This window comes from Qipengyuania mesophila, from assembly GCF_019711655.1.
Lineage (GTDB): Bacteria > Pseudomonadota > Alphaproteobacteria > Sphingomonadales > Sphingomonadaceae > Qipengyuania > Qipengyuania mesophila.
In genome coordinates this window covers 1138142-1159338 of the sequence record NZ_JAIGNU010000001.1, presented here as the reverse complement: position 1 = coordinate 1159338, position 21197 = coordinate 1138142, and the positions used below count along the sequence as shown (strand labels likewise).

The following is a 21197-nucleotide window of genomic DNA, read 5'->3' as shown; positions in this document are numbered from 1 at the left end:
CCTAATTGGCCGTGACCACGAATTGCCCCATCATGCCTGCGTCCTCGTGCTCGAGGATATGACAGTGATACATGTAGGGATTGTCGGGATCGGTATTCTCTTCGAACCGCAACAGCAGCCTGACCTGTTCACGTGGCTTGACGATAACGGTGTCCTTGAAGCCCGCCTCTTCCGCCTGCGGAGGCCGACCGTCCCGGTCGAGCAAGCGGAACTGCACGTTATGAATATGAAAGGGATGGGCCATCATCGATGCGTTGGCGATTTCCCATATTTCCCACTGACCCACCGGTACGCGCTGATTGATGACATCCATGTCCATGGTCTCGCCGTTGATCGCCATGCCCCGACCCATCATGCCCATATCGAGTACGAAACGGCGGCTGCGAACGGCGAGCGAGGGGTCTGGCGCGGCTAGCGCGGCCAGGGTGGGCGGGAGCATCACTGGAGTCGATGATCCGGAGGGACGCATATCGAGGATCGAAAAGGTGCGGCCCTGCCTCTCGCGACCGGTCCGGTTTCCCATCATTCCGCCGTCCATCATACCCCCGCCTTCTCCGGCCATCATGCCCATGGCGTTATCAGGACTGCTGGCATTCAGGCGCAGCGGGCGCCCTTCGGAAAGGTCGACGATCACTTGTGCGCGTTCGCCTGGGGCAAGGGTAAGACTGCGAATCTCGCGGGGTGCGGCAAGCAGGCCGCCATCGCTTGCGATGAGTTGCATCGGACGATCACCTTCGAGCGAGAAGGTGTAGAACCGCGCATTCGATCCATTGAGAAGCCGCAGGCGCAGCGGGCCGGCGGCGCCGTCGAAAACGGCATTGGCCGTTCCGTTCACATAGATGCGCTCACCTATCACCCCCATCATCCGCGAGTGCATGTTGAGCCGGTAAACGAGGCGGCCCGAGCTGTCGATCACGCGATCCTGCACGATGAGCGGTATGTCATCCACACCGTACCGGCTCGGCAGATCGAGGCGATCCTCTTCCTCGTCGCGCACGTAGATCGGGGCAGCAAGTCCGGCATAGACCTGTGGTCCGGCCCGGCGATGCAGATGCGAATGATACCAGTATAACGAAGCGCGCTGGCGTAGTTCGAATGACGGGCTCCAGCGCTCACCGGGCCGTATGAGCTGGTGCGGCCCGCCATCCGCTGTGGCGGGAAGTTCGAAACCATGCCAGTGGACGGTCGCATCTTCGGCAAGCTTGTTGTCGATGTGAAAGCGAACCTGTTCGCCGCGGCGCATTTCGAGGGTCGGGCCGAGATAGGATGCGTCGATACCGATCGTCGGAGACGGAGTGCCGGGCACGAATTCTTTCTCGCCCGGTGTCAGGGATAGGCGAAAGACACGCTCGCCCCGTTCGATCGTTCCTGCTTGTAGCGGAGGAATAGCAAGGGGACTGCTTGCGCCTGATCGATCGAGCGACATCTTGCCTTGCGTGTCGCAACCCAGCAGCGGCAGCGCCGCGAAACCCGTCGCCGCGAGGCCGGCGCTTTTCATGAAGTCGCGGCGATCCTGAAAGTTGGGCCTGTCGATACCTGGCATATTCACCTGTTTTCGCGTGGGAGGCACCGGCGCAACCGAGCGCCTCCCACCCACCGTCCTATCGCGGCGTTACCGAGGTAACGACGCTGCCTTCGGTTCCAGTACGAAATTCAAAGGCTATCCCCTCACCGACACTGACCTGTTCGAGGATTGGTTCGTCGGCTTCGAAGGCCATGGTCATCGCGGGCCATCCGATACTTTCGACCGGACCATGCTCGATGGTCACGGTGCCCGCCTCGGAATCGATGGCTGTTACCGTTCCCTCCGCGCTGGCGCTCTGCTCGCCGCCGGTCTCTTCCGCCATCGGCATTTCGCCTGACATGGGCATGCTGTCCGAGTTCGCCATGTCGTCAGACATCATGGTCTCTGAGCTGTCGTCTGCAGCGTCGCAGGCTGCAAGCGCCAGCGGTGCCGCGAGCAGGATCATGTAGGTTGGGGTACGCATTCTTCTTCTCCTTGAGGGTTGGCCGATTTTTCCGGACGGGGGCGCCGCAACAACAGATAAGCGGCGGGAAGCAGGAACATGGACAGGAGCGGCGCGGTAATCATGCCGCCGACCATCGGCGCGGCGATGCGGCTCATGACTTCCGAGCCCGCGCCGGTGCCGATCAGGATCGGAAAGAGACCGGCAAGGATGACTGCGACGGTCATCGCCTTGGGCCGCACGCGCAGGAGCGCGCCCTCCCGGATGGCCTCGTCCACTTCTTCGGCGCTCAGGTCAGCTTGTCGCCGTTCCAGTGCGGCTTTCAGGTAGATCAGCATCACGACGCCGAATTCGGCGGAGACGCCGGCGAGCGCGATGAAGCCTACCGCAGTCGCCACCGACTGGTTGTAGCCCATCAGATAGAGCAACCAGTATCCGCCCGTCAGCGCAAAGGGCAGCGTGCCCATGATCAGCAAGGCTTCGTCCCAGCGTCGGAAAATGAGATAAAGCAACAGGAAGATGATCGCGAGCGTCGCGGGAACCACGATCTTTAGTCGCTCATATGCGCGCGTCAGATATTCGAATTGGCCCGCATAGGACAGACTGACGCCGGCAGGCAGATCGACGCCCGCGGCGACGGCCTCCTGAAGATCGGCGACCACCGAAGTAAGATCGCGGCCCCGGACATCGACATAGATGTAGCTGGTCAGTCGGCCCTGTTCGCTCTTGAGCATCGGCGGACCGTCGCTGACGGCGATACGGGCGACAGTGCCAAGCGTGATCTGTTGGCCGGACGGCGTCAGAACCGGCAAGGCCCTGAGTTCCTCGACGCTGTCCCTGATTTCGCGGGGATAGCGCACATTGATCGGATAGCGCGCCAGCCCCTCAACGGTCCGTGCGACATTGGCACCGCCAACTGCACCAGAGACGATCTGCTGGATGTCGGCAATGTTGAGTCCGTATCGCGCGGCCGCCATCCGGTCGATATCGACATCGACATAGCGACCGCCCGACAGCCGCTCGGCCAGCGCGGAACTCACGCCAGGCACGGTCTTGGCGATACGCTCCACATCGAGTGCAACGCGTTCCAGTTGATCGAGATCGTCGCCTGACACCTTGACCCCGATCGGGCTCTTGATTCCGGTCGCGAGCATGTCGATCCGGTTGCGGATCGGCGGCACCCAGACATTGGCGAGGCCCGGCACCTGGACGACCCGGTCGAGTTCATCGACCAGCAGATCGGGCGTCATTCCCTCGCGCCATTCTTCGCGCGGCTTGAAGCGGATCGTCGTTTCGAACATCGTCAGGGGAGCCGGATCCGTCGCTGTATCGGCGCGCCCCGCCTTGCCGAACACCGTTTCCACCTCGGGGACCGACTTGATCAGGCGATCGGTGCGCTGCAGCAGCGCCGAAGCCTCGCCGGGGGAGAGGCCGGGCAGCGCGCTCGGCATATAAAGCAAATCGCCTTCATCGAGCGGCGGGAGGAACTCGCCGCCAAGCCGGGTGAAGGGGATCGCGGTGGTCAGGAAGATCAGCGCCGCGATCACCAGCGTTGCCTTTGGGCGCCGCATGACCCAGTCGAGCCCCGGACGATAGATTTTCGTCAGCCAGCGGTTGAGAAAATTGGAATCCTCCGAAGGGATCTTCCCACGGATCAGCCATCCCATCATTACCGGCACCAGCGTTACCGACAGAATGGCCGCGGCCGCCATGGCATAGGTCTTGGTGAAAGCGAGCGGAGCGAACAACCGCCCTTCCTGCGCCTGCAGGGTGAAGACCGGTAGGAACGACAGCGTAATGATCAGCAGACTGAAGAACAGCGCCGGTCCCACTTCCTTCGATGCATCGGCGATGATCCGCCAGCGTTCCTTCACCGCGAGCACGGTATCGGGATTCTCGTGTTCCCATCGCTCGAGATGCTTGTGCGCGTTCTCGATCATGACGACGGCGGCATCGACCATCGCACCGACCGCGATGGCTATTCCACCCAGCGACATGATGTTGGCATTGACGCCCTGGATGCGCATCACGATGAAGGCCGCGAGCACGCCCAAAGGCAGGGTGATGATGGCGACAAGTGCCGAACGCGCGTGCCAGAGGAACAGCGCGCATACGAGCGCCACGACGATAAACTCTTCGATGAGCTTCGTGGTGAGGTTCTCTATAGACGCATCGATGAGCTGAGAGCGATCGTAGGTCGTGACGATCTCGACGCCTTCGGGAAGGCTTGCCTGCAAGTCGTCGAGTTTCTGTTCGACGGCCTGTATTGCGCTTCTTGCATCCGCACCCTGGCGCAGGACGATGATGCCGCCGGCAACCTCGCCTTCGCCATTGAGCTCGGCGATGCCTCGGCGCAGTTCGGGGCCGACCTGGATCGTCGCTACGTCGCCCAGCGTGACCGGAACGCCGCCGCTCACCGCGCGCAGCGGGATCGCCCTGAAATCGTCGAGGTCGCCGAGATAGCCCGAGGCACGCACCATATATTCGGCTTCGCCCATCTCGACGATCGAGCCGCCCGCTTCCTGGTTGGCGGCCTGGATTGCGCTCACGATCTCGGCGTGAGTCACGCCGAGCGATGCCATCCGGTAAGGTTCCAGCACGACCTGGTATTGCTTGACCATTCCGCCGACGCTGGCGACCTCGGCAATGCCGGGAGTCGTCTTGAGCTCGTAGCGCAGGAACCAGTCCTGCAGGCTGCGCAGTCCGGCAAGGTCGTGCCCGCCGGTCCGGTCGACGAGCGCATATTCGTAGATCCACCCCACACCGGTTGCATCGGGCCCAAGCGTGCTCGTGACGCCATCGGGCAGGCGGTTCTGCACCTGGTTGAGATATTCGAGCACGCGCGAGCGTGCCCAGTAGAGGTCGGTACCGTCCTCGAAGATGATATAGACATAGCTGTCACCGAACATCGAATAGCCACGGACGGTTTTCGCCCCCGGCACCGAGAGCATGGTCGTTGCCAGGGGATAGGTGACCTGTTCCTCGACGATCCGGGGGGCCTGACCCGGATAGTTTGACCGGACCACAACCTGCACATCGGACAGATCGGGCAACGCGTCGACCGGCGTCGTGCGCACCGCCCAGAAACCGGCCAGCGTTACCGCGACGGCGGCGAGAACGATAAACAGGCGGTTGGCGATCGAGGCATCGATTATCCGAGCAATCATTGTCCGGCCCTCGTGATAGACTCGATCCGGGGGCCGGCATCCTGCTGGGTGAAGGTGAAGCGCACCCTGTCTCCCGTCTCGAGCCCGCGCATTTGCGCCGAGCTCTTCGTGCGGAAGGTCATGGTCATCGCGGGCCAATCGAGCCGGGGCACAGGACCATGCCGCAGCGTCACCGAACCATTGGCGATCGACTGGATCGTGCCGGTGGCACCGAAGGTCGCTGGTGCGTCCTCGCCGCCGGTGGAAGCGTCATCTGCCTGATCTATCGGACGGACGTCCAGTCCGGTGAGGCTTGCTTCGGAATCGAGCAGGAACTGACCCGATGTCACGACCTGGTCGCCGGCCGACAGACCGGCCAGCACTTCGGTCCTTCCACCCGCTTCGCGGCCGATCCGGACCTCGGCGGGCATGAAACCGCCCTCGTCCTGCTTCACCATCACGATGGTTCGACGTCCGGTCCTGATAACCGCTTCGGACGGTACCAGCAGCGCGCGGCGTGTGTCCGGGGTCAGCGAGACCTGTGCGAACATGCCCGGCTTGAGGCGCCCGGATGCATTGGGCAGTTGCGCACGAACGGTGATCGTACGGCTTGCATCCTGCGCGCTCGGCAGGATAGCGATGATGGGCCCGGAGAAGCGTTCCTCGGGGAATGCGGTCAGCGTCGCGCTGACAGGTTGCCCGACGCGGACAGTCGCCGCCTGCCTTTCAGGCACCGCGGCTTCGAGCCAGATCGGTGAGAAACCGGTTATCTCGGCGAGCGTCTGTCCGGCCATGACTGTCATTCCCGGACGCACGCCGAGCGATGTGATGGCACCTCCAATCGGCGCGGTAACGGTGATCGTGGACTGCGGACGTCCATTGCGCCCTACCGATGAGATCAGGCCTGGAGGCATGCCCAAAAGGCGCATGCGTTCGCGCATGGCCTGCGCAAGTTCTTCATCACCGCTGTTCAGGACGGCCAGATACTCCTGCTGCGCTCCGCCCCATTCGGGAACCAGGATATCCGCGAGCGGCGCGCCCCGTCCAACGACATCGTCGGGCGCGCGGCCGTAGGTTCTTTGTACATAGCCTCCGGCACGTGGCTGGACGATCGCGACGTCGCGTTCATTGTAGGCCAGAACGCCTGTGACGGTTATTTCCGGCTCGAGGACGCCGTACTCGGCTTCAGTGGTGCGGATGCCGAAATTCTGCACCAGGCCGGGATCTATCCTGACGCCTGCAGTGGCCTCCTCGCCCGCGCACTTGGGCACCAGCTGCATATCCATGAAGGGCGAATTGCCCGGCTCGTCGAAGTGCTGCCCCGGCACCATCGGGTCGTACCAGTAAAGGACCTCCTCGCATTCGGTCGCACTGCCGCCCGCGTCGCTTGCAACACCCTGGCCTTCGCCGAGCTGCGAGAGACCATAGCCGGCGGCAAGACTGATGAGCGCGACCGTGCCTGCCATCATCCAGGATTTCTGGCGCGGCGACAGCCTGTCCCACGCGGCTCCCATTGCGGCTCTCATCGGCCATACTCCCCATAGGTCAGTCGCAGGTTCGCGGCGGCTTCGACGGTCGCTTCCTCGCGTTGCAGAATGTCCACCCGCAGCACGGCGAGCGTTTTGATGGCGTCGATGACGTCGAGCAGTTCCGCGCGGCCCGCGGCAAAGCTCGCGCGCTCGAGGTCCACGCGGCTTTCGGCAAGGGGAAGCAATTCGTCGGTCGCGCGCTGCCATTGTCGATAAGCGCTGCGCCATGCCGCGAGATCGGTTTCGAACCGGGCTTCGAGTTCACGCAGCCGGTCTGCTCTGGCCGACTGTGCCGCAGCCGCTTCGGCGTCGGCGGCGGCTATACGCGGGTTTTGGCGCCGGTCCGCGAAAATCGGGAGCGTGATCGAACCCATCACCGAGATTGCATCGCCAAAATCGGGATCGCGCCGTCCATAGCTCACATTGACGCCGAAATCCGGACGCCTTTCCGATCGCGCAAGATCGCTTCTCGCTTCCGCTTGGCGGACCTGCGCAAGCGCCACGACAAGCTCCGGATTGCTTTGGAGCATGGCCCGCAAACCTTCGGGATCGAGATCGGCCGAAGGGATGGTTCCGGTCGCGGTAGCGTTCGGCAGAGCCGTATAGCGCGACAGCATGGCTTGCGCGGCCTCTCGGTTGGCTTCGATCCTGGTCCGCATATCTGCGACTTCGAGCACGGCACGGCGTACTTCCAGACTTTCGGCGGGCCTGGCCGAACCGGCGGCGACAGAACTGCGCGCGAGTGGTACGAGCCCCTCGATTTCAGCGAGTGCATCGTCGGCGACGGTCAGAGCCCGTTGGGCATAAGCCAACGAGATCCATGCCATTCCTGCTCCGAGGCGCACCCTGTAACGGGTTTGACGCAACTGTGCTGCGGCAAGATCGATGTCGGCGTCCGCCATTCCAGACCGGGCCCGACGTTTCGCGAGATTGGGGATCTCCTGTTCGATGCCGACTTGGATCTGCGTTGGGAGCTGGCGATTCAGCTCGAATGCAGCCGGCCCGCTTAGCGGCAGGTTCTGGATGCCCGCGCGTAGGCGCGGGTCTGGCAGTTCATCGGCAGCGTCGGCGATCTCGCGCCGGGCGTCCAGTCGCAGCTCGCTTGTTCGAACCTGCGGCTGGTCGCTCGTTGCTGCTCGTAAAGCTTCCTCATAGCCCACCGACTGGGCATTACTCGCCGGCGCAAGGGCCAGCAGGACCGGAAGCGCGGTCCAGCTTATTCGTTTCATGATCGTTCATCCGCAAAAGGAGCGCGTCAGGCACGCGTTCCGGATCACCGGCCCGCGTCGAGCGCAGGCCGTTCATCCAGAGGCAGGAGCGCGCAGGCTTAAGCCTGCACGCGGGTCATGCCGGAAATTGCGGAGGTGGCGGTTCTGGCCCCAGCCTTGGGGCGGCGAGCGAATTGGAGATCAAACCGCTGAATTGAGCAGCCTGCGCCGGTAAGTCTTCGGAAAGGGTCGCATCAGCGCCGGGAGCGAGCGGCGCAATGCACCCGAGCGCCACCAGACAATCCAGCCGAAGGTTCTTGCAAGGTGCGCTGCCGTCATCTTCCGTGGAAGTCGCGCCCGCCATCGTTTCCATCTCTGCGCAGGCCGGATCGCCTGCGTCGACGACCTGAGGAAGAGCAGAAGCATGCGCGGCCGACTGGACGAATAGCCCGCAGGCGATCAATAACAGTCCTAGGGTACGCAAGGCTCGCATCACACTCACCTAGAGCTTTGCCGCTTTTAAGACAAGGTCATGCAGCCTGCGGAGAGTCTCAAAATTATCGTGACCCCTCCCGATTGTCGCCGTACGTGTCTCGAACATGCCGCCTCCTCCTCAGTCGATTCCCAGTTCGGCTTTCAGCGCTGTCATGCTTTCGAAGCGGTCTTCTTCTGGGCGGGCTATTGCGGGCTTGGCGTTGACCCAGGTGTTCTCGCAGACGAATTCGAGCATCGCTGCCGCAAGATCCGCGTGCCGGCAGCGAAAGCAACCTTCGGCAAGGCGCTCGTCGGAAATGACGGCTTCACCGGTATAGGGTTCGTCCAGGAGCCAGCCCGGTCGCGCAGCCGTCCATTCCAGGCCTTTCGCGCGCTCCAGAAGATCTTCCATTGCGCGCATCTGTGCGAGAATTTTGTGCAAGGCTGGTCTTGCTGTGAGCTCGAACCATGCAGGAACGCTGGGCTGCGCCTCTACGAACGCTGCCGATATCACGACGATCCGGGAAATGCCGGTTGCCGACATCGCTTCCACCAGCCTGCGGGTTCCCTCCGTGTAAAGCGGAGGCGGATCGATCGCCGTCGATGGACTAAACCCTATACCGAGTGCGGAAATAACAGCACGGCAACCTTCGAGCTCGCTGCTGAAGTCGTCATTGAGTACATCGCATTGGAAGTACTCGACGTTATCGACCCGGTCCGATGGTTCGGGCAAGGTGTGCTCGAACGCTCGAACCGCGATGCCCTTGCGAACCGCATGGCGCAGTATTTCCGTACCGGTCTTTCCTCCGGCACCGAAGACCGCAATGGGTGCTGCATCGGTCACAGGCTCAGCTGCCACTGTCGTACCTCATTATGAATCTGGCCGCGCGTGCCGGGCCCGTCGTGATCATGGAGCGGGCGCCGACGCACGCTGGCGCCCGCTCGCTCGTGTTCACGCCTCGCTGTTGCCGCAGGTCGTGTACCCCCAGAACCCGAACTCGTCCTTCATCCGAGGTCCGGCGACGATGAGTTCCTGCATCTGCAGGCCCGCGTCTCCTTCGTCATCGAGAAGGCGCGTGCGGATACGAAGCTCACCATTCGCATACTCACCCGAGGCGCTTGCTGTGACAGGGATCAGCTTGCCGTTGATCTTGATCGCGCCGCCACCGCTGTTGTCGTAGACGAACGACGGAAACGCGACCTCAGTCAGGCGAAACTGACACGTGTTCTCGGCTCCCAGCGTGGCGAGGTCCGCGTCGCTCATGGTCTCGGGCAGCATGAGGCCCGGGCTGAGGTTGGCAAGAGCGCTCGCAGCACTCTCTATCGGTGCCGCAGTTGCCGGGGGATCGAGCTGTGCTTCGCGATCATTGCCGACCGCGGTATTGGTGTTGCAGGCCGCCAGAGGGAGGGCTGCAAGCGTCAGGATTGCGATCTTGTTCATTGCTGCATCTCCTCGGGCAGGCGTTCTTCGGTGCGCGGACCGTTTTCCTCGATGTCCTGGATGAGATATTTCATCTCGGCGATCTCGCGCCGCTGCGCGACGATGATGGCCTGCGCGAGTTCGCGAACCCGCGGATCCTTCAGGCTCGCCCTCTCGCTAGTCATGATCGCGATCGAGTGGTGCGGGATCATCGCGGCCATGTATTCGGTATCGTCCACCGTGGTCTGGCTGCGTACGAGCCATAGCGCGAGCGCGAAGACGACGGCTCCGACACCCAAGATGATGAAGTTCTTGGTCCGGTCCTTGTACATGCCCCACATGAAGAGAAGCATGACCACCATCATCATCGCGCCCATGACGAACATCATCCAGAAGCGCGTCTCGCTCCAGAAAACGTCGTCCATGTCGAAGCTGTTGGCATACATCAGGAAGAACATGATCACGGTCGAGGTCGATACCATTGCCATGAACCGCCAGTAGTTGCCGCCCCCTCCACCTTTTTCGTGTGCATCGTGCCTAGCTTCAGCCATATCAATTCTCCTTTTCGCTCATGGTTTGATAGACATATTGGGCGGTGCAACTGATCATCAGGAACCCGGTAAGGGCGGCGATGCCGGAAATGGCGCGCATGTGCCCGGCGGGCAGAATATCGCCGAGACCGACCGTCGAGATCGTGATCAGCGCGAAGTAGTAATAATCCATCCAGCTGTTGATGACGTCCTTCTCGAGCCCGCCAAGGCCCCAGACGGAAGCGAGATACATTCCGCCCGCGAATATGCCGGCGATGACCAGATGGCTGAGAAGAACGAGGCTGGAGCCTGCAAGCAGCCGGAAATGGCGTGGGTCCTTGCCTGGCGGAGAAACGGCTTTCGCCCCGCGCAGCATCAACATGTGGAAGTAGAGAGAGATCGCGAACAGCGCGAAACCGAGAAGCAGTGCCCAAATCATAGCGAGACCCAACCCAGGGCCTTGGCACCCATCCAAAGACCCATACCGATCATGAACAGGTTCTCGGTCAACGATACGAAGCCGAGCGGCACGTTGCTGCTTCCGCCGACGCAAGCGCATTTCAACTCGCGCTTGTCGATGTAGACCGCCTTGAACACGCTGACCGCGCCGACCGTCCCTATGAACAGCGATACCGGAACCGAGACGATCGGAAGCGCGTGCGCGACCATTAATATTCCAGCCAAACCCTCACCGAACGGATATAGAAATCCATATCGTACCCAGCGTCGCGCCAGCAGATCGTAGTTGAGGAACATGGTCGAGAAGCTGCGCACGTCCTGCAACTTCTGGATCGCGAGCAAGGCCATCGATAGGCTGACAAACCATTCGACCGCTTCCACCGTGAAAATCGTGTCGAAAACGTACCAGCTAATTGCCAGACCCAGGAGGAAAGCGACGCCGAAAATGGCAATGACGGGCTGGTAGCTGGTCTCGTCATCACCGGCTTGCGTTCTTTTCTTGCCGACATGCTCACGGACATCGTCGTAACCTCCGATGCGCTTCCCGCCGATGAAGGTTTGGGGGGTGGTTTCTACCCCATGCTGCTCTTTGAACGCATCGGTCTCCTCGCGCGTTTTCAAATGGTGGTCGTCCACCTCGAAACCTTCGCGTTTGAGCAAATCGACCGTTTTCAATCCATACGGACAAACGTGGTCCGGCATGACCATTCGGTAAACGGTGGCAGTTTTAGTCGTCACGATATGCTCCGTCTTGAATTTCTTTTGATCCGCGAACTTGGCGCCTCGATCCTCGTCGGCTTTTGGTCGCTGCCTTTGCGCTCGTGTTCTACTAACGGGGTCACCGCCTCTCTTCCGCCGGTCTTTCTGAAGCGGAGTCCATCGCTTGCGAACGCCTGGACAAATAGAACCATTCGGCGATGAAAACGGCGGCAATGCCTGCGACCGCATAGGCGACGACCGCAGGGTCGGTTTTGAGCTTGGCGAAGGCAAAAGCTGTCAGGACTACGCTGTCCGCCACGAGTGCCGACCATAGCACCCAGGCACGCGCACCGATCTCTTCCCGCAAACCGCGCAGCACGCCCCAATGCACAAGCATGTCCATTACGAGATAGAAAAATGCTCCGAGCGAAGCGATCCGCGACAGATCGAACAGGACCGCGAGCGTGCCGGCAATCACTACGGTATAGACCAGCATGTGACTGCGGATCGGTCCGCTCATGCCGAAATGGCTATGCGGGATCATCTTCATCTCGGTCAGCATCGTCAGCATTCGCGAAACGGCGAAAACACTGGCGATGACACCCGAGGTCGTGGCTGCGATCGCGATTGCGACTGTGAAATAGAAGCCAAGCTCTCCGAGCGCGGGGCGCGCAGCTGCCGCAAGAGAGTAATCGCGCGCCTCGGCTATTCCTGAAGTGCTGAGGCTGGCGCCGACCGCCACCGCGACGAGAAGGTAGACGACCACGCATACTGCGATCGAAATGATAATGGTTCTGCCGACATTCCGATGCGGATCGATGATTTCGCCGCCGCTGTTGGTGATGGTGGTGAAACCCTTGAAAGCGAGGATCGAGAAAGCGACCGAAGCGAGCAACGCGTCGAGGCCCGAAAGCGCGACCGGCTCTGCGAAGGCACCGCCTGAAAATCCGGTGGCCCAGATCGCCGCAATTGCGAACAGGGCGATGCCGCCGATCTTGATTGCCGACATAATGAGCGAAAACCCGCTGACCGATTTGTTGCCGGCAGCATTCACGAAATAGGCGAAAACGATGAGGGCCAGTGCCGCGACGGAGACCAGAATGCCGCTGCTTTCGAGCCCAAAGGGCCGCAAGGCATAGGTCGCGAAGGTCCGAGCGACCAGGCTTTCGTTGATGACCATCGACAGCGCCATCAGGAGCGATGCCGATGCTGCAACGACGCCCGGTCCGTAAGCCTTCTGAAGGATCATCGCGATGCCGCCAGAGGAGGGCCAGCGGTTCGACATCTTGATGTAGCTGTAGGCGGCAAGCGAGGTAACCAGCGCGCCGACTATGAAAGAAAGCGGAAATAACGGTCCAGCCAGTTCGGCAATCTGGCCGGTCAGTGCGAAGATACCTGCGCCAATCATGACGCCGGTCCCCATCGCGACACCGCCCAGCAACGTTATCGAGCCCGCATTCTCGCTATGTTGATCGTCGCCATCTGTCTGCAAGTCTTTCCCCTGTCTATGTCATCCCGTCCGAGAAGCATCACGACAAGCAGTACGTTGGGCAGAGGTTCACCCCTTAAAAAGATCCAGCATTTCTGACCGAGCTTTTGACTATCGCATTTCTCCTATTTCGTGCGTGCTGCAATCATACAAATTGGAAGGGTCCGGGACTGTGGGGGCAGCCAGCCCGGACCCGGCGAGAAGTTCGACAGGCTTCTGTGTCGCTTCCCGCAATTAGTCCTCATCGCCTGCAACCTTTCATGCCGACGCATGGAGTGGCTTCACCCCCTTACGGAAAGGACGCGAAGACGCTCTGTCCGGTTGGGCCAAAGGCGATGACGTCGTAAGGCTGGATCCGGTTTCCGGCCTCCATGCCGGGCGATCCCAGAGGCATTCCCGGAACCGCGAGGCCGGCAACGCCGGCGGGCCGTTCGCGCAAAAGCTTGGCGACGGCTTCTGCAGGCACGTGACCTTCGATGATGTATCCATCGACCTCCATCGTATGGCATGACCATAACTCTTGGGGTACGCCCCGCGCGGTCTTGATCGCCGCCATGTCGTTGCTGTCGACCGATGCCACCTTCGTGTTCATCCCGTCTTCGACATGGCCTGCCCAGTTGAGACAGCACCCACATCCTGGATCCCGGAACATCGTATAGGTCGCTGCCTGAGCCACGTTCGAACAGGCTGCCAGCACGAGCAAGGCCGCGCCGCTAATCGATCGCTGGAGCAGCGAAGGCTTTTTCAAATTCATTGTGCAATTCCTTTCTTGTATCCGCGCCATAGCGAGATCGTCCCGGTTGCCGTCGGGAACCGGTGGAGCAGGCATGGCTCGGTGAAGATTTCGGCGAACAGTTTTTCGACTTCGCCGTCGGCGCTGGGCTGCGTGTCGCTTATGCCGTCAAGAGACTGGACGGTCGCCCGGAAGAGGCTCCGCATGAGTGGGCTATCCTGCTTCATATAATCGGAGATCAACACGGTTCCGCCTGGCACGAGCAAGCTTTCGATGGTTTCCAGGATTGTCTGCTTCTTGCGCAAGGGGACCTGGTGCAGGACGAGGCTGCTGACGATCTTGTTCGGCTGCCACCCTGCGGGTAGCTTGAGGCTTTCGAGAAAGCCATTGTGCCATTTCACGAGATCGGCTCCCGCGCCAAACTTGCGCCGCGCAAGCGCGAGCGCATCCGGGTCGGGTTCGACACCGATCAGACCCGCTTCCGGACAATCCGTCATCAAGGCCTTGAGAAGAGTGCCGGTTCCGCTGCCAACATCGATCACCCGGTCGCCGGGGACAAGGTGCAGCTCTTCGACAATCCTTTGGCGCCAGAGATGTTCGCGGGTGAACAGAACGATCGCCCGGTCGTAAAGCGGCGTCAGAAAGCTCTTGCCAAGAAGAGGCGTAAATTCGCCGTGATCTTCAGGTGCGGTGATATTGCTCACGAGTTGGTTTCCATTCATCCCGGGTTCGACCCGATTCTGACAGACCCGTCTCGATTACGTATGGTGGTGGACATTCCCTCAAAAAAAGAAGTTTAAGGGATTGTGCAGGCGAGCGCGTATAGGACACGTGCAACCCACAGGAGTTTTTCGGATGCGTGACAATCACTCTCTTGATGCGGTGCTCGGAACCCTTTCCGCCACCGGCACCAGCGAGGTCCCCGCCGACTTCATGGATGGCGTTTGGCAGCGCGCCGGACAGCTTGGCGAAATCGCCGACCGACGCCGCCGGACGGCTCTGTTCGTCGGTCTGTTCGTCGTCGGGCTTGGAGCTGGCGCCGGAACGAGCGGTTGGCCCGGCGGCTATGGCACGTCTTCCGCGTCATTTGGCGAGAGTCTTATCCTCGGCGAACAGCTGTCCCCATCGGCGCTCCTCCATGTGGAGCAATAGGGTTTGAAGACGACGCATATCGTTCTCGCGGTGCTTCTCGCAGCACTTGCAGGATGCCTCGGCGCGATTGCCGCGGACCGCTGGGCCAATCACGAGGCTGGCTCCGGCCTCCACGATTTCGTGCACGACGAACTCACCCTGACGGCCGACCAGGAGCAGCGTCTCGATGCGCTCGAGGCTCGTTTCGCTGTCGAAAGGGCACGGCTCGAAGGATCGGCGCGTGCAGCCAATGCCCGGCTCGCCCAGGCGATGGAAACCGAGCATGAGTACGGTCCCGAGGTCTCGGCCGCGATCGACGAGGTGCATGCACGCATGGGCGATCTGCAGAAAGCAACGGTGCGCCATGTCTTCGACATGCGCGAAATTCTCGAACCCGAGCAGCAACGCCAGTTCGACCGCAAGGTCTCCGACGCCTTGACCCGCGACCCTCGCGACTGAAGCGCCATGTCGGGGGCGGGCGACAATCCGGATGAGGCCCTTGTTTCGCAGGCGAGGGCTGGAAACAAGCGGGCTTTCAGCCAACTCGTCGAGCATGAAACTGGTCGGCTTCTCGCGCTCGGGACACGCATGCTTTCCTCTCCTTCTCAGGCCGAGGACGTTGTTCAGGACAGCCTCGCTTCGGTGTGGCTGACGCGCCATCGGCTTGATCCGGACAAGCCGATCGGACCCTATCTGACAACCGTCGTCCTCAACCGCTGCCGGGACCGTTTGCGCAGGCGCAAGGTCGCGGGCTTTTTCGGACTGTCGGGTGATGACGAACTCCATTCCATCGCCGACGATTTGCCGGGTCCTGAAGCGTTGGCCGTTTCCAGGGAAGAGCTCAATCTCGTTCAGGCCGAGATCGCGCGAATGCCTGTAAGGCTGCGCGAAGCGCTTGTGCTCGTGACCATCGAGGGGCGTAGCCAGGCCGAGGCGGCCGATCTTCTCGGAACGACCGAAAAGGCGATCGAAACCCGCGTATATCGCGCGCGCAACAGGCTGAAGGAGCGCTTCGAAAAACTTTGAGGGGTTGGCTGGGCGCGCGCGTAAGTAACGGTAAACGCCAAGTCAGGAGCCCTTTATGATCGCCGTCAATCGACGCAAGTTTCTCGGAGCCGGAGCAGGAGGAATGGGTCTGCTCGGCCTTGCCGGGGCGATGCCTGCCTGGGCACGGGGCGCGGACATCCTCGCAGGTAACGCCCGCAAGGGGCTGGACGAGATATCCGGCCCCAATATCGACCTCACCGTTGCCCGATCGGCCTTCGCGACCGGCAACAGGCGCGGCGGCGCGATCGCCGTCAATGGCACGATCCCCGGTCCGCTGTTGCGATTGCAGGAAGGCACGACCGTCCGGCTCAATGTCCATAACCAGCTCGAGGAAGATACCTCGATCCACTGGCACGGTCTGCTCGTGCCGTTTCAGCTCGATGGAGTGCCTGGCGTGAGCTTTCCCGGCGTCAAACCGGGAGAGACCTTCACCGCCGAATTTCCGGTTCGCCAGTCGGGTACCTACTGGTGGCACTCGCATAGCGGCCTGCAGGAACAGGCCGGGCATTACGGCGCGATCGTGGTCGACCCCGCCGGACCCGATCCGGTCCAGGCCGACCGCGAATATATCGTGGTGCTGAGCGAATTCAGCGAAATGTCGCCCCACACGATTTTCGACAAGCTCAAGAAGGGCGAAGGCTACTTCAACTACAACCAGAACACCTGGACCGACGATTACCCGCTTTCGGGCGAGGATCGCCGGATGTGGGCGAAAATGCGCATGATGCCGACGGACATCCTCGACGTGTCGAGCGCGGCTTATACCTATCTTCTGAACGGCCATGGCCCGCTCGACAATCTGGAATACCTCTTCCGCCCGGGCGAACGCGTGCGGCTGCGCTTCATCAATGCCGGCGCCATGACCTTCTTCAATATTCGCATTCCCGGCCTGCCGATGACCATCGTTCAGGCGGACGGGCAGAACGTCGAGCCGGTGGAGGTCGACGAGTTCCAGATCGGTGTGGCCGAGACATACGACGTCGTCGTGACGCCGGGCGCGCAACAAGCCTACACGCTGGTCGCGGAGTCGATGGACCGCTCGGGCATGGGTATTGCCACACTCGCGAGCGCACCCGGCGCTCGCGCCGCCATTCCGCCGCTGCGCGATCCGCCGCTTCTGACCATGGCCGACATGGGCATGAGCGGCATGGACCACGGCTCGTCTGGCGATGCCGGCATGTCGGGCATGGACCACGGAAGTGGCGGCGACATGGCGGGGATGGATCATGGTTCGTCCGGCCAATCCGAGATGGCAGGCATGGCCGGCATGTCGGGGATGCAGATGCGCGACACGTCGCTTCTGCCGCCCGATGTGAAGGTCGGGCCCGGTCTCGACATGGTCTCGAGGAACCCGGTCGACCGCATGGGCGATCCCGGCATCGGTCTCGCCGATGTGCCGCATCGTACGCTCGACTATCGCAAGCTGCGCGCTCTGACTCCACACCGCGAGGGCCGCACGCCGTCCCGGCGAATGGAAATTCATCTGACCGGCAATATGGAGCGCTACATGTGGTCGTTCGACGGCAAGAAGTTCTCCGCCGTCTCAGACGAGCCGATCCGTTTCGCCTATAACGAGCGCGTGCGCGTGAAGCTCGTCAACGACACGATGATGGCGCACCCCATTCACTTGCACGGTCATTTCTTCGAGCTGGTCAATGGCGCGCCGGCCGATCGTCAACCGCTCAAGCACACGGTAATCCTGCAGCCGGGTGGCAGCGCGCAGTTCGACCTGACGGCGGACGAGCCGGGCGACTGGGCCTTCCACTGTCACCTTCTCTACCACATGCATGCCGGGATGTTTCAGATCGTCACGGTCGCCAATCCCGACGGGAGCGAAGCATGAAAATTCGTATTGCCAGCCTGCTCGCATCGGTCGCAGCCGGCTCAGTTCTCGCCTCCCCCGCGGCGGCGCAGCATGCCGGTCATTCGCCGGCGGAGCCGCAGCAAAGCGCCGAGGCGCAGGCTGACGCGAAGACGAAGTGCGAGGAAGAAGCCGAGCGCCATCGCGCGATGGGGCATCCGGTTGCAGATGGAGCATGCGAACCGGCTGCCCAGCCTGAAGCCGCCATGGACCGCTCGCAGATGGATCACTCAACCATGGATCATGGTGCGATGACCGCTCAGGATGGCCATTCTGGCATGACAATGCCTGTGGACGCTGCCCGTCCACAGGCATCGCCCGAAAGTCATGAAGGAATGGATCACGGCTCGATGCCGCAGGGCAAGCCCGCCGAAGGCGCGATGGATCATTCGCAGATGAATCACGGCGAGATGGGTCAGGCGGAGGCCAGTTCGTCGATGGACCATGGGCAGATGGATCACAGCCAGATGAACCATGGGGAGACGCCTTCGCAGGACAGGCAGGGCATGGACCATTCGGCGATGCAGATGGGCTCGGACGATGATATCCCGCTGCTGCCGCCTCCTCCAGAAGCAGGGAGCGGCCCAGCGCGCGCGGCGGTCGCCATCTGGGGCGAGGAAGCCATGAACGAAGCGCGCCGCGAGCTTGTCCGCGAGACCGACGGAGGAATGCGCTTCTGGTTTCAGGGCGACCGGCTCGAGTACCGCGCCCGCGAGGGGAAGGATGGATATCTGTGGGACATCCAAGGATATTATGGCGGCGACATCGACAAATTCTGGTTCAAGTCCGAGGGTGAGGGCAGCTTCGGCGAACCCATAGAAGGCGCCGAGGTCCAGGCGCTCTGGAGCCGCGCCATTGCGCCCTTCTTCGATTTCCAGGCGGGTGTTCGCCAGGACCTGACCGGTCCGGAACGCACGCACGCGGTTATCGGTATCCAAGGGATCGCGCCTTACCAGTTCGAGGTCGATGCCGCGGCCTTCGTCTCCACCAAGGGCGATGTGACGGCGCGTTTTGAGGGCGAACTTGATCAGCGCATCACGCAGCGGCTGATCCTTCAACCGCGTGCCGAAATCGCACTTTCCGCTCAGGATATTCCCGAACTCGGCATTGGCGCTGGCCTCGACCGGATCGAGGCAGGTCTGCGTCTTCGCTACGAGTTCGCACGCGAATTCGCGCCCTATGTCGGCGTTTCCCAGGAATGGCGCATCGGCGACAGCGCGGATTTTGCGCGGGCCGCCGGAGAGGATCCGAGCGTCACCAATTATGTCGTCGGTGTGCGATTCTGGTTCTGAAATCTCAAAAAGGATAGAACTTCCATGACCAAGACTTTGACACGCATCGCGGCGACTGCGCTTGTTGCCACGCTGATACCGCTGCCAGCCTTCGCGCAGCAGATGGACCACTCTTCCCATGCGAACCATCAGATGCACGCGATGGACGCTTCGGCGGACGATGTCGCGGGCGCTGAAGAAACCCTCAAGGCCTATCGCACCGCTCTTGAAGCGCGCGACGCGCAGGCAATGCGCGCGCTCTTCGCCGAGGACTCGGCGATCTTCGAGAATGGCAAGGCCGAAGGAAGCTTTGCCAATTACATGGAGCACCATTTGGGCCCCGAGCTCGACGCGATTGTGAGCTTCACCTTTACCGACCCCACGCTGACCGTCACCCGGATGGGGCACATGGCCCATGCCTATGAGACGTATGGCTATCGCATCGAACTTAGCGATGGCCGGGTGATCGAGCGCGACGGCGTGGCGACATCGGTGCTTGCTCACGATGCGGACGGGTGGAGAATCGTCCAGTACCATTCCTCGTCGCGCGCGCCGCGCAACTGATTACGGCTTTCGAAGAGGTAGCACCGGTTGGCAACGCCGTCGCTGAAGCTGCGCCTGCATGTGCTCGGCAGCAAGATCCACAAATGGCTGGCGATTTTCGTCGGTGTCCAGGTTCTCTTGTGGATGGGAACCGGCGCCCTCATGTCGTTTCTCGACCTGGAAGAAGTTCGCTCCGAACATGTCGTTTCGCGTGAACAAGAGGCGCTGCCCGCCGATGCCCCGCTCCCGGCCTGGGTCGCAAACGACGGTACTCTTGCAGCGGTAACGACACGTTCGCTCGACGGCGATGCCGTGACCGAGGTCCGCAAGGTTGACGGTAGCGTGAGCCTCCACGATCCGGTGACTGGGCGTAAACTCTCCCCCATCTCGGCGGCAACGGCAAAATCCATCGCCTTGCGCGCATGGACCGGGCCGCGCACGACCATCGAGGCCGCACGGATCGTCGATGACCCCATCGGAACCGAGTTTCGCGGCCCTTTTCCGGCCTGGCAGGTCACCTATGCTGACGAGGCTTCGACGCGCATCTACATCGATGCCGCCAGCGGCACGCTCGGGGCGGCGCGCAGCGATACATGGCGCCTGTTCGATTTCATCTGGGGCCTCCACATCATGGACTGGACCGAGCGCGACCGCATCAACAGTTGGTGGCTGCTGCTGTTCGGCATTGGCGGCACGATCATAGCCCTGTCGGGTTTCGTCCTGCTGGCGAACCGGATGCCGAGGCTGCGCCGCCGCGCAAAGAAGAGCAAGCTCGCCTGAGCCCATGGGGCTTATTCGCGTGGGCGAACGCCTTACCCTCGTTCGCCAGGCCGAACGCGGCCAGGAGCCGAATGCGTTCGACGATCGCGATGATGCCGCCAGCAAGCGTGACCACCCGGGCGCACTTCAGTCGCGCTGAACTATCAAATTAATGCGAGGGGCACGCGGCTGCCGTGCGTATCAGGCACATAGGTCGCACTTTAACTGCAGGGTCGGGAGACATACGAGACATGAAAGCCCCCTCATTTCTGGCGCTGCTCGCCGCAAGCCTGCTCTTCGTCGGACCCGTTCAGGCTCATGGCGACGAAAAGCACGGCGAAGAGGCGAGCGCCGCGCCTGCTGCCACCAATGGCGATGTGCACGACCAGGCGGCCATGGCGCAGATGGGCGAGACTGCGGATGCTGGCGAGTCCTCCGGCGCGCACGATGAAGCGGGCGCAGCCCATGACGAGGCCGGTGGCCATGCGGATGAGAGCGAAACCGGCGTCATGGCCGTACTGAAAAAGCTGCATCCGGCAACGATCCACTTCCCGATCGCCTTGTTTTTCATGGCTGCGGCCACCGAATTGTTCGTGATGCGCCGGAAAGGAGCGGGCCTGGAAAGTGCGGTGGGCGTACTCGTCTACGGCGGAGCAATCGGCGCAGTCGTCGCAGTTCTGTTCGGATGGATTCACACCGGCCTTTGGTTCGGAGGCGATGCCGTCATGCAGGTCCATCGATGGAACGGGATGCTGATCGCGGTCCTCGGTGTGGCAATGGCATACCTCGCGAGCAGGCCGAGCCAGAGCCGCGCATGGTTGCGTACGGCTATCTTCTCGATGGCAGCACTTATTCTGGTGCAGGGCTTCCTTGGCGGCGAACTCGCGCATGGGCCAAACCATCTCGGAATTTCCTGGCTCTGAAGGAGTTG

At 61.8% G+C, this 21197-nt stretch carries 23 protein-coding genes; 9 read left to right on the top strand and 14 right to left on the bottom strand.

Going from position 1 to position 21197, the window contains the following annotated elements; all coding sequences use genetic code 11:
• Position 1: 1 nt before the first annotated feature.
• From K3181_RS05815 to K3181_RS05750, 14 genes are all read right to left on the bottom strand, one after another.
• Positions 2-1570 carry a multicopper oxidase family protein gene (locus K3181_RS05815; protein WP_345725450.1) on the bottom strand — a complete coding sequence of 523 codons (1569 nt, stop codon included), beginning with the start codon at positions 1568-1570 and terminating at the stop codon, positions 2-4.
• A 31-nt stretch (positions 1571-1601) separates the two neighbouring features.
• Positions 1602-1988, bottom strand: coding sequence for a copper-binding protein (locus tag K3181_RS05810; protein ID WP_228222244.1), 387 nt, complete (start codon positions 1986-1988; stop codon positions 1602-1604).
• Complete coding sequence (locus tag K3181_RS05805; RefSeq protein WP_221601652.1) at positions 1967-5134, bottom strand: efflux RND transporter permease subunit; 3168 nt, start codon at positions 5132-5134, stop codon at positions 1967-1969. Before K3181_RS05805 ends, K3181_RS05810 begins: the two co-directional genes overlap by 22 nt.
• Entirely contained in the window at positions 5131-6627 is a 1497-nt protein-coding gene (locus K3181_RS05800) for an efflux RND transporter periplasmic adaptor subunit (RefSeq protein ID WP_221602836.1), read from the bottom strand. Before K3181_RS05800 ends, K3181_RS05805 begins: the two co-directional genes overlap by 4 nt.
• 8 nt (positions 6628-6635) lie before the next feature.
• Positions 6636-7871, bottom strand: a complete 1236-nt coding sequence (locus tag K3181_RS05795; RefSeq protein ID WP_221601650.1) for a TolC family protein — start codon at positions 7869-7871, stop codon at positions 6636-6638.
• Positions 7872-7986: 115 nt separating this feature from the next.
• On the bottom strand, positions 7987-8343 hold the full coding sequence (locus K3181_RS05790; RefSeq protein ID WP_144400834.1) for a hypothetical protein: 357 nt from the start codon (positions 8341-8343) through the stop codon (positions 7987-7989).
• Between the two features lie 120 nt (positions 8344-8463).
• Positions 8464-9168 (bottom strand): NAD(P)-dependent oxidoreductase, encoded by a 705-nt coding sequence (locus tag K3181_RS05785; protein ID WP_039388617.1) that lies wholly within the window; start codon positions 9166-9168, stop codon positions 8464-8466.
• Positions 9169-9276: 108 nt separating this feature from the next.
• Positions 9277-9765: a DUF6692 family protein gene (locus K3181_RS05780; RefSeq protein ID WP_009823998.1), complete on the bottom strand. Its 489-nt coding sequence runs from the start codon at positions 9763-9765 to the stop codon at positions 9277-9279.
• A complete protein-coding gene (locus K3181_RS05775; protein WP_008603933.1) occupies positions 9762-10226 on the bottom strand; it encodes a DUF305 domain-containing protein in 465 nt (154 codons plus the stop codon). The genes K3181_RS05780 and K3181_RS05775 overlap by 4 nt, the downstream gene beginning before the upstream one ends.
• Positions 10227-10296: 70 nt before the next feature.
• A complete protein-coding gene (locus K3181_RS05770) occupies positions 10297-10713 on the bottom strand; it encodes a potassium channel family protein (protein WP_008603934.1) in 417 nt (138 codons plus the stop codon).
• Positions 10710-11441 carry a glutaredoxin family protein gene (locus tag K3181_RS05765; protein ID WP_009823997.1) on the bottom strand — a complete coding sequence of 244 codons (732 nt, stop codon included), beginning with the start codon at positions 11439-11441 and terminating at the stop codon, positions 10710-10712. The genes K3181_RS05770 and K3181_RS05765 overlap by 4 nt, the downstream gene beginning before the upstream one ends.
• A gap of 130 nt (positions 11442-11571) precedes the next feature.
• On the bottom strand, positions 11572-12879 hold the full coding sequence (locus K3181_RS05760) for an APC family permease (RefSeq protein ID WP_345725477.1): 1308 nt from the start codon (positions 12877-12879) through the stop codon (positions 11572-11574).
• A 331-nt stretch (positions 12880-13210) separates the two neighbouring features.
• Positions 13211-13675 (bottom strand): DUF411 domain-containing protein, encoded by a 465-nt coding sequence (locus K3181_RS05755; RefSeq protein ID WP_221601646.1) that lies wholly within the window; start codon positions 13673-13675, stop codon positions 13211-13213.
• Positions 13672-14358 carry a class I SAM-dependent methyltransferase gene (locus K3181_RS05750; protein WP_486659997.1) on the bottom strand — a complete coding sequence of 229 codons (687 nt, stop codon included), beginning with the start codon at positions 14356-14358 and terminating at the stop codon, positions 13672-13674. Before K3181_RS05750 ends, K3181_RS05755 begins: the two co-directional genes overlap by 4 nt.
• A 151-nt stretch (positions 14359-14509) precedes the next feature.
• Between K3181_RS05750 and K3181_RS05745 the strand changes: the two genes are divergently transcribed.
• The 9 genes from K3181_RS05745 (at position 14510) to K3181_RS05710 (ending at position 21189) form a co-directional block, all read left to right on the top strand.
• Entirely contained in the window at positions 14510-14806 is a 297-nt protein-coding gene (locus K3181_RS05745) for a hypothetical protein (RefSeq protein ID WP_009823994.1), read from the top strand.
• A 3-nt stretch (positions 14807-14809) separates the two neighbouring features.
• The gene (locus K3181_RS05740; RefSeq protein WP_009823993.1) at positions 14810-15244 is read left to right on the top strand and encodes a Spy/CpxP family protein refolding chaperone; all 435 of its coding nucleotides are present in this window, start codon (positions 14810-14812) and stop codon (positions 15242-15244) included.
• Between the two features lie 6 nt (positions 15245-15250).
• Positions 15251-15811, top strand: a complete 561-nt coding sequence (locus tag K3181_RS05735) for an RNA polymerase sigma factor (RefSeq protein WP_151884812.1) — start codon at positions 15251-15253, stop codon at positions 15809-15811.
• A 55-nt stretch (positions 15812-15866) separates the two neighbouring features.
• A complete protein-coding gene (locus K3181_RS05730; RefSeq protein ID WP_221597133.1) occupies positions 15867-17675 on the top strand; it encodes a copper resistance system multicopper oxidase in 1809 nt (602 codons plus the stop codon).
• On the top strand, positions 17672-18985 hold the full coding sequence (locus K3181_RS05725; RefSeq protein ID WP_221597135.1) for a copper resistance protein B: 1314 nt from the start codon (positions 17672-17674) through the stop codon (positions 18983-18985). The genes K3181_RS05730 and K3181_RS05725 overlap by 4 nt, the downstream gene beginning before the upstream one ends.
• Before the next feature lie 24 nt (positions 18986-19009).
• Entirely contained in the window at positions 19010-19528 is a 519-nt protein-coding gene (locus K3181_RS05720; protein ID WP_009823989.1) for a YybH family protein, read from the top strand.
• Between the two features lie 27 nt (positions 19529-19555).
• On the top strand, positions 19556-20287 hold the full coding sequence (locus K3181_RS05715; protein WP_009823988.1) for a PepSY domain-containing protein: 732 nt from the start codon (positions 19556-19558) through the stop codon (positions 20285-20287).
• Between the two features lie 4 nt (positions 20288-20291).
• A complete protein-coding gene (locus K3181_RS15700; RefSeq protein ID WP_267900630.1) occupies positions 20292-20426 on the top strand; it encodes a hypothetical protein in 135 nt (44 codons plus the stop codon).
• Between the two features lie 91 nt (positions 20427-20517).
• The gene (locus K3181_RS05710) at positions 20518-21189 is read left to right on the top strand and encodes a DUF2231 domain-containing protein (RefSeq protein ID WP_221597137.1); all 672 of its coding nucleotides are present in this window, start codon (positions 20518-20520) and stop codon (positions 21187-21189) included.
• The last annotated feature ends 8 nt before the right edge of the window (positions 21190-21197 follow it).

What these genes read in the sequence shown, in the direction of transcription:
- K3181_RS05795 (WP_221601650.1), bottom strand. Translation starts at nt 7,871, where the DNA reads ATGAAACGAATAAGCTGGACCGCGCTTCCGGTCCTGCTGGCCCTTGCG.
- K3181_RS05730 (WP_221597133.1), top strand. Translation starts at nt 15,867, where the DNA reads ATGATCGCCGTCAATCGACGCAAGTTTCTCGGAGCCGGAGCAGGAGGA.
- K3181_RS05790 (WP_144400834.1), bottom strand. Translation starts at nt 8,343, where the DNA reads ATGCGAGCCTTGCGTACCCTAGGACTGTTATTGATCGCCTGCGGGCTA.
- K3181_RS05725 (WP_221597135.1), top strand. Translation starts at nt 17,672, where the DNA reads ATGAAAATTCGTATTGCCAGCCTGCTCGCATCGGTCGCAGCCGGCTCA.
- K3181_RS05720 (WP_009823989.1), top strand. Translation starts at nt 19,010, where the DNA reads ATGACCAAGACTTTGACACGCATCGCGGCGACTGCGCTTGTTGCCACG.
- K3181_RS05780 (WP_009823998.1), bottom strand. Translation starts at nt 9,765, where the DNA reads ATGAACAAGATCGCAATCCTGACGCTTGCAGCCCTCCCTCTGGCGGCC.
- K3181_RS15700 (WP_267900630.1), top strand. Translation starts at nt 20,292, where the DNA reads ATGGGGCTTATTCGCGTGGGCGAACGCCTTACCCTCGTTCGCCAGGCC.
- K3181_RS05755 (WP_221601646.1), bottom strand. Translation starts at nt 13,675, where the DNA reads ATGAATTTGAAAAAGCCTTCGCTGCTCCAGCGATCGATTAGCGGCGCG.
- K3181_RS05800 (WP_221602836.1), bottom strand. Translation starts at nt 6,627, where the DNA reads ATGGGAGCCGCGTGGGACAGGCTGTCGCCGCGCCAGAAATCCTGGATG.
- K3181_RS05770 (WP_008603934.1), bottom strand. Translation starts at nt 10,713, where the DNA reads ATGATTTGGGCACTGCTTCTCGGTTTCGCGCTGTTCGCGATCTCTCTC.
- K3181_RS05745 (WP_009823994.1), top strand. Translation starts at nt 14,510, where the DNA reads ATGCGTGACAATCACTCTCTTGATGCGGTGCTCGGAACCCTTTCCGCC.
- K3181_RS05765 (WP_009823997.1), bottom strand. Translation starts at nt 11,441, where the DNA reads ATGGTCATGCCGGACCACGTTTGTCCGTATGGATTGAAAACGGTCGAT.
- K3181_RS05810 (WP_228222244.1), bottom strand. Translation starts at nt 1,988, where the DNA reads ATGCGTACCCCAACCTACATGATCCTGCTCGCGGCACCGCTGGCGCTT.
- K3181_RS05710 (WP_221597137.1), top strand. Translation starts at nt 20,518, where the DNA reads ATGAAAGCCCCCTCATTTCTGGCGCTGCTCGCCGCAAGCCTGCTCTTC.
- K3181_RS05775 (WP_008603933.1), bottom strand. Translation starts at nt 10,226, where the DNA reads ATGGTATCGACCTCGACCGTGATCATGTTCTTCCTGATGTATGCCAAC.
- K3181_RS05805 (WP_221601652.1), bottom strand. Translation starts at nt 5,134, where the DNA reads ATGATTGCTCGGATAATCGATGCCTCGATCGCCAACCGCCTGTTTATC.
- K3181_RS05735 (WP_151884812.1), top strand. Translation starts at nt 15,251, where the DNA reads ATGTCGGGGGCGGGCGACAATCCGGATGAGGCCCTTGTTTCGCAGGCG.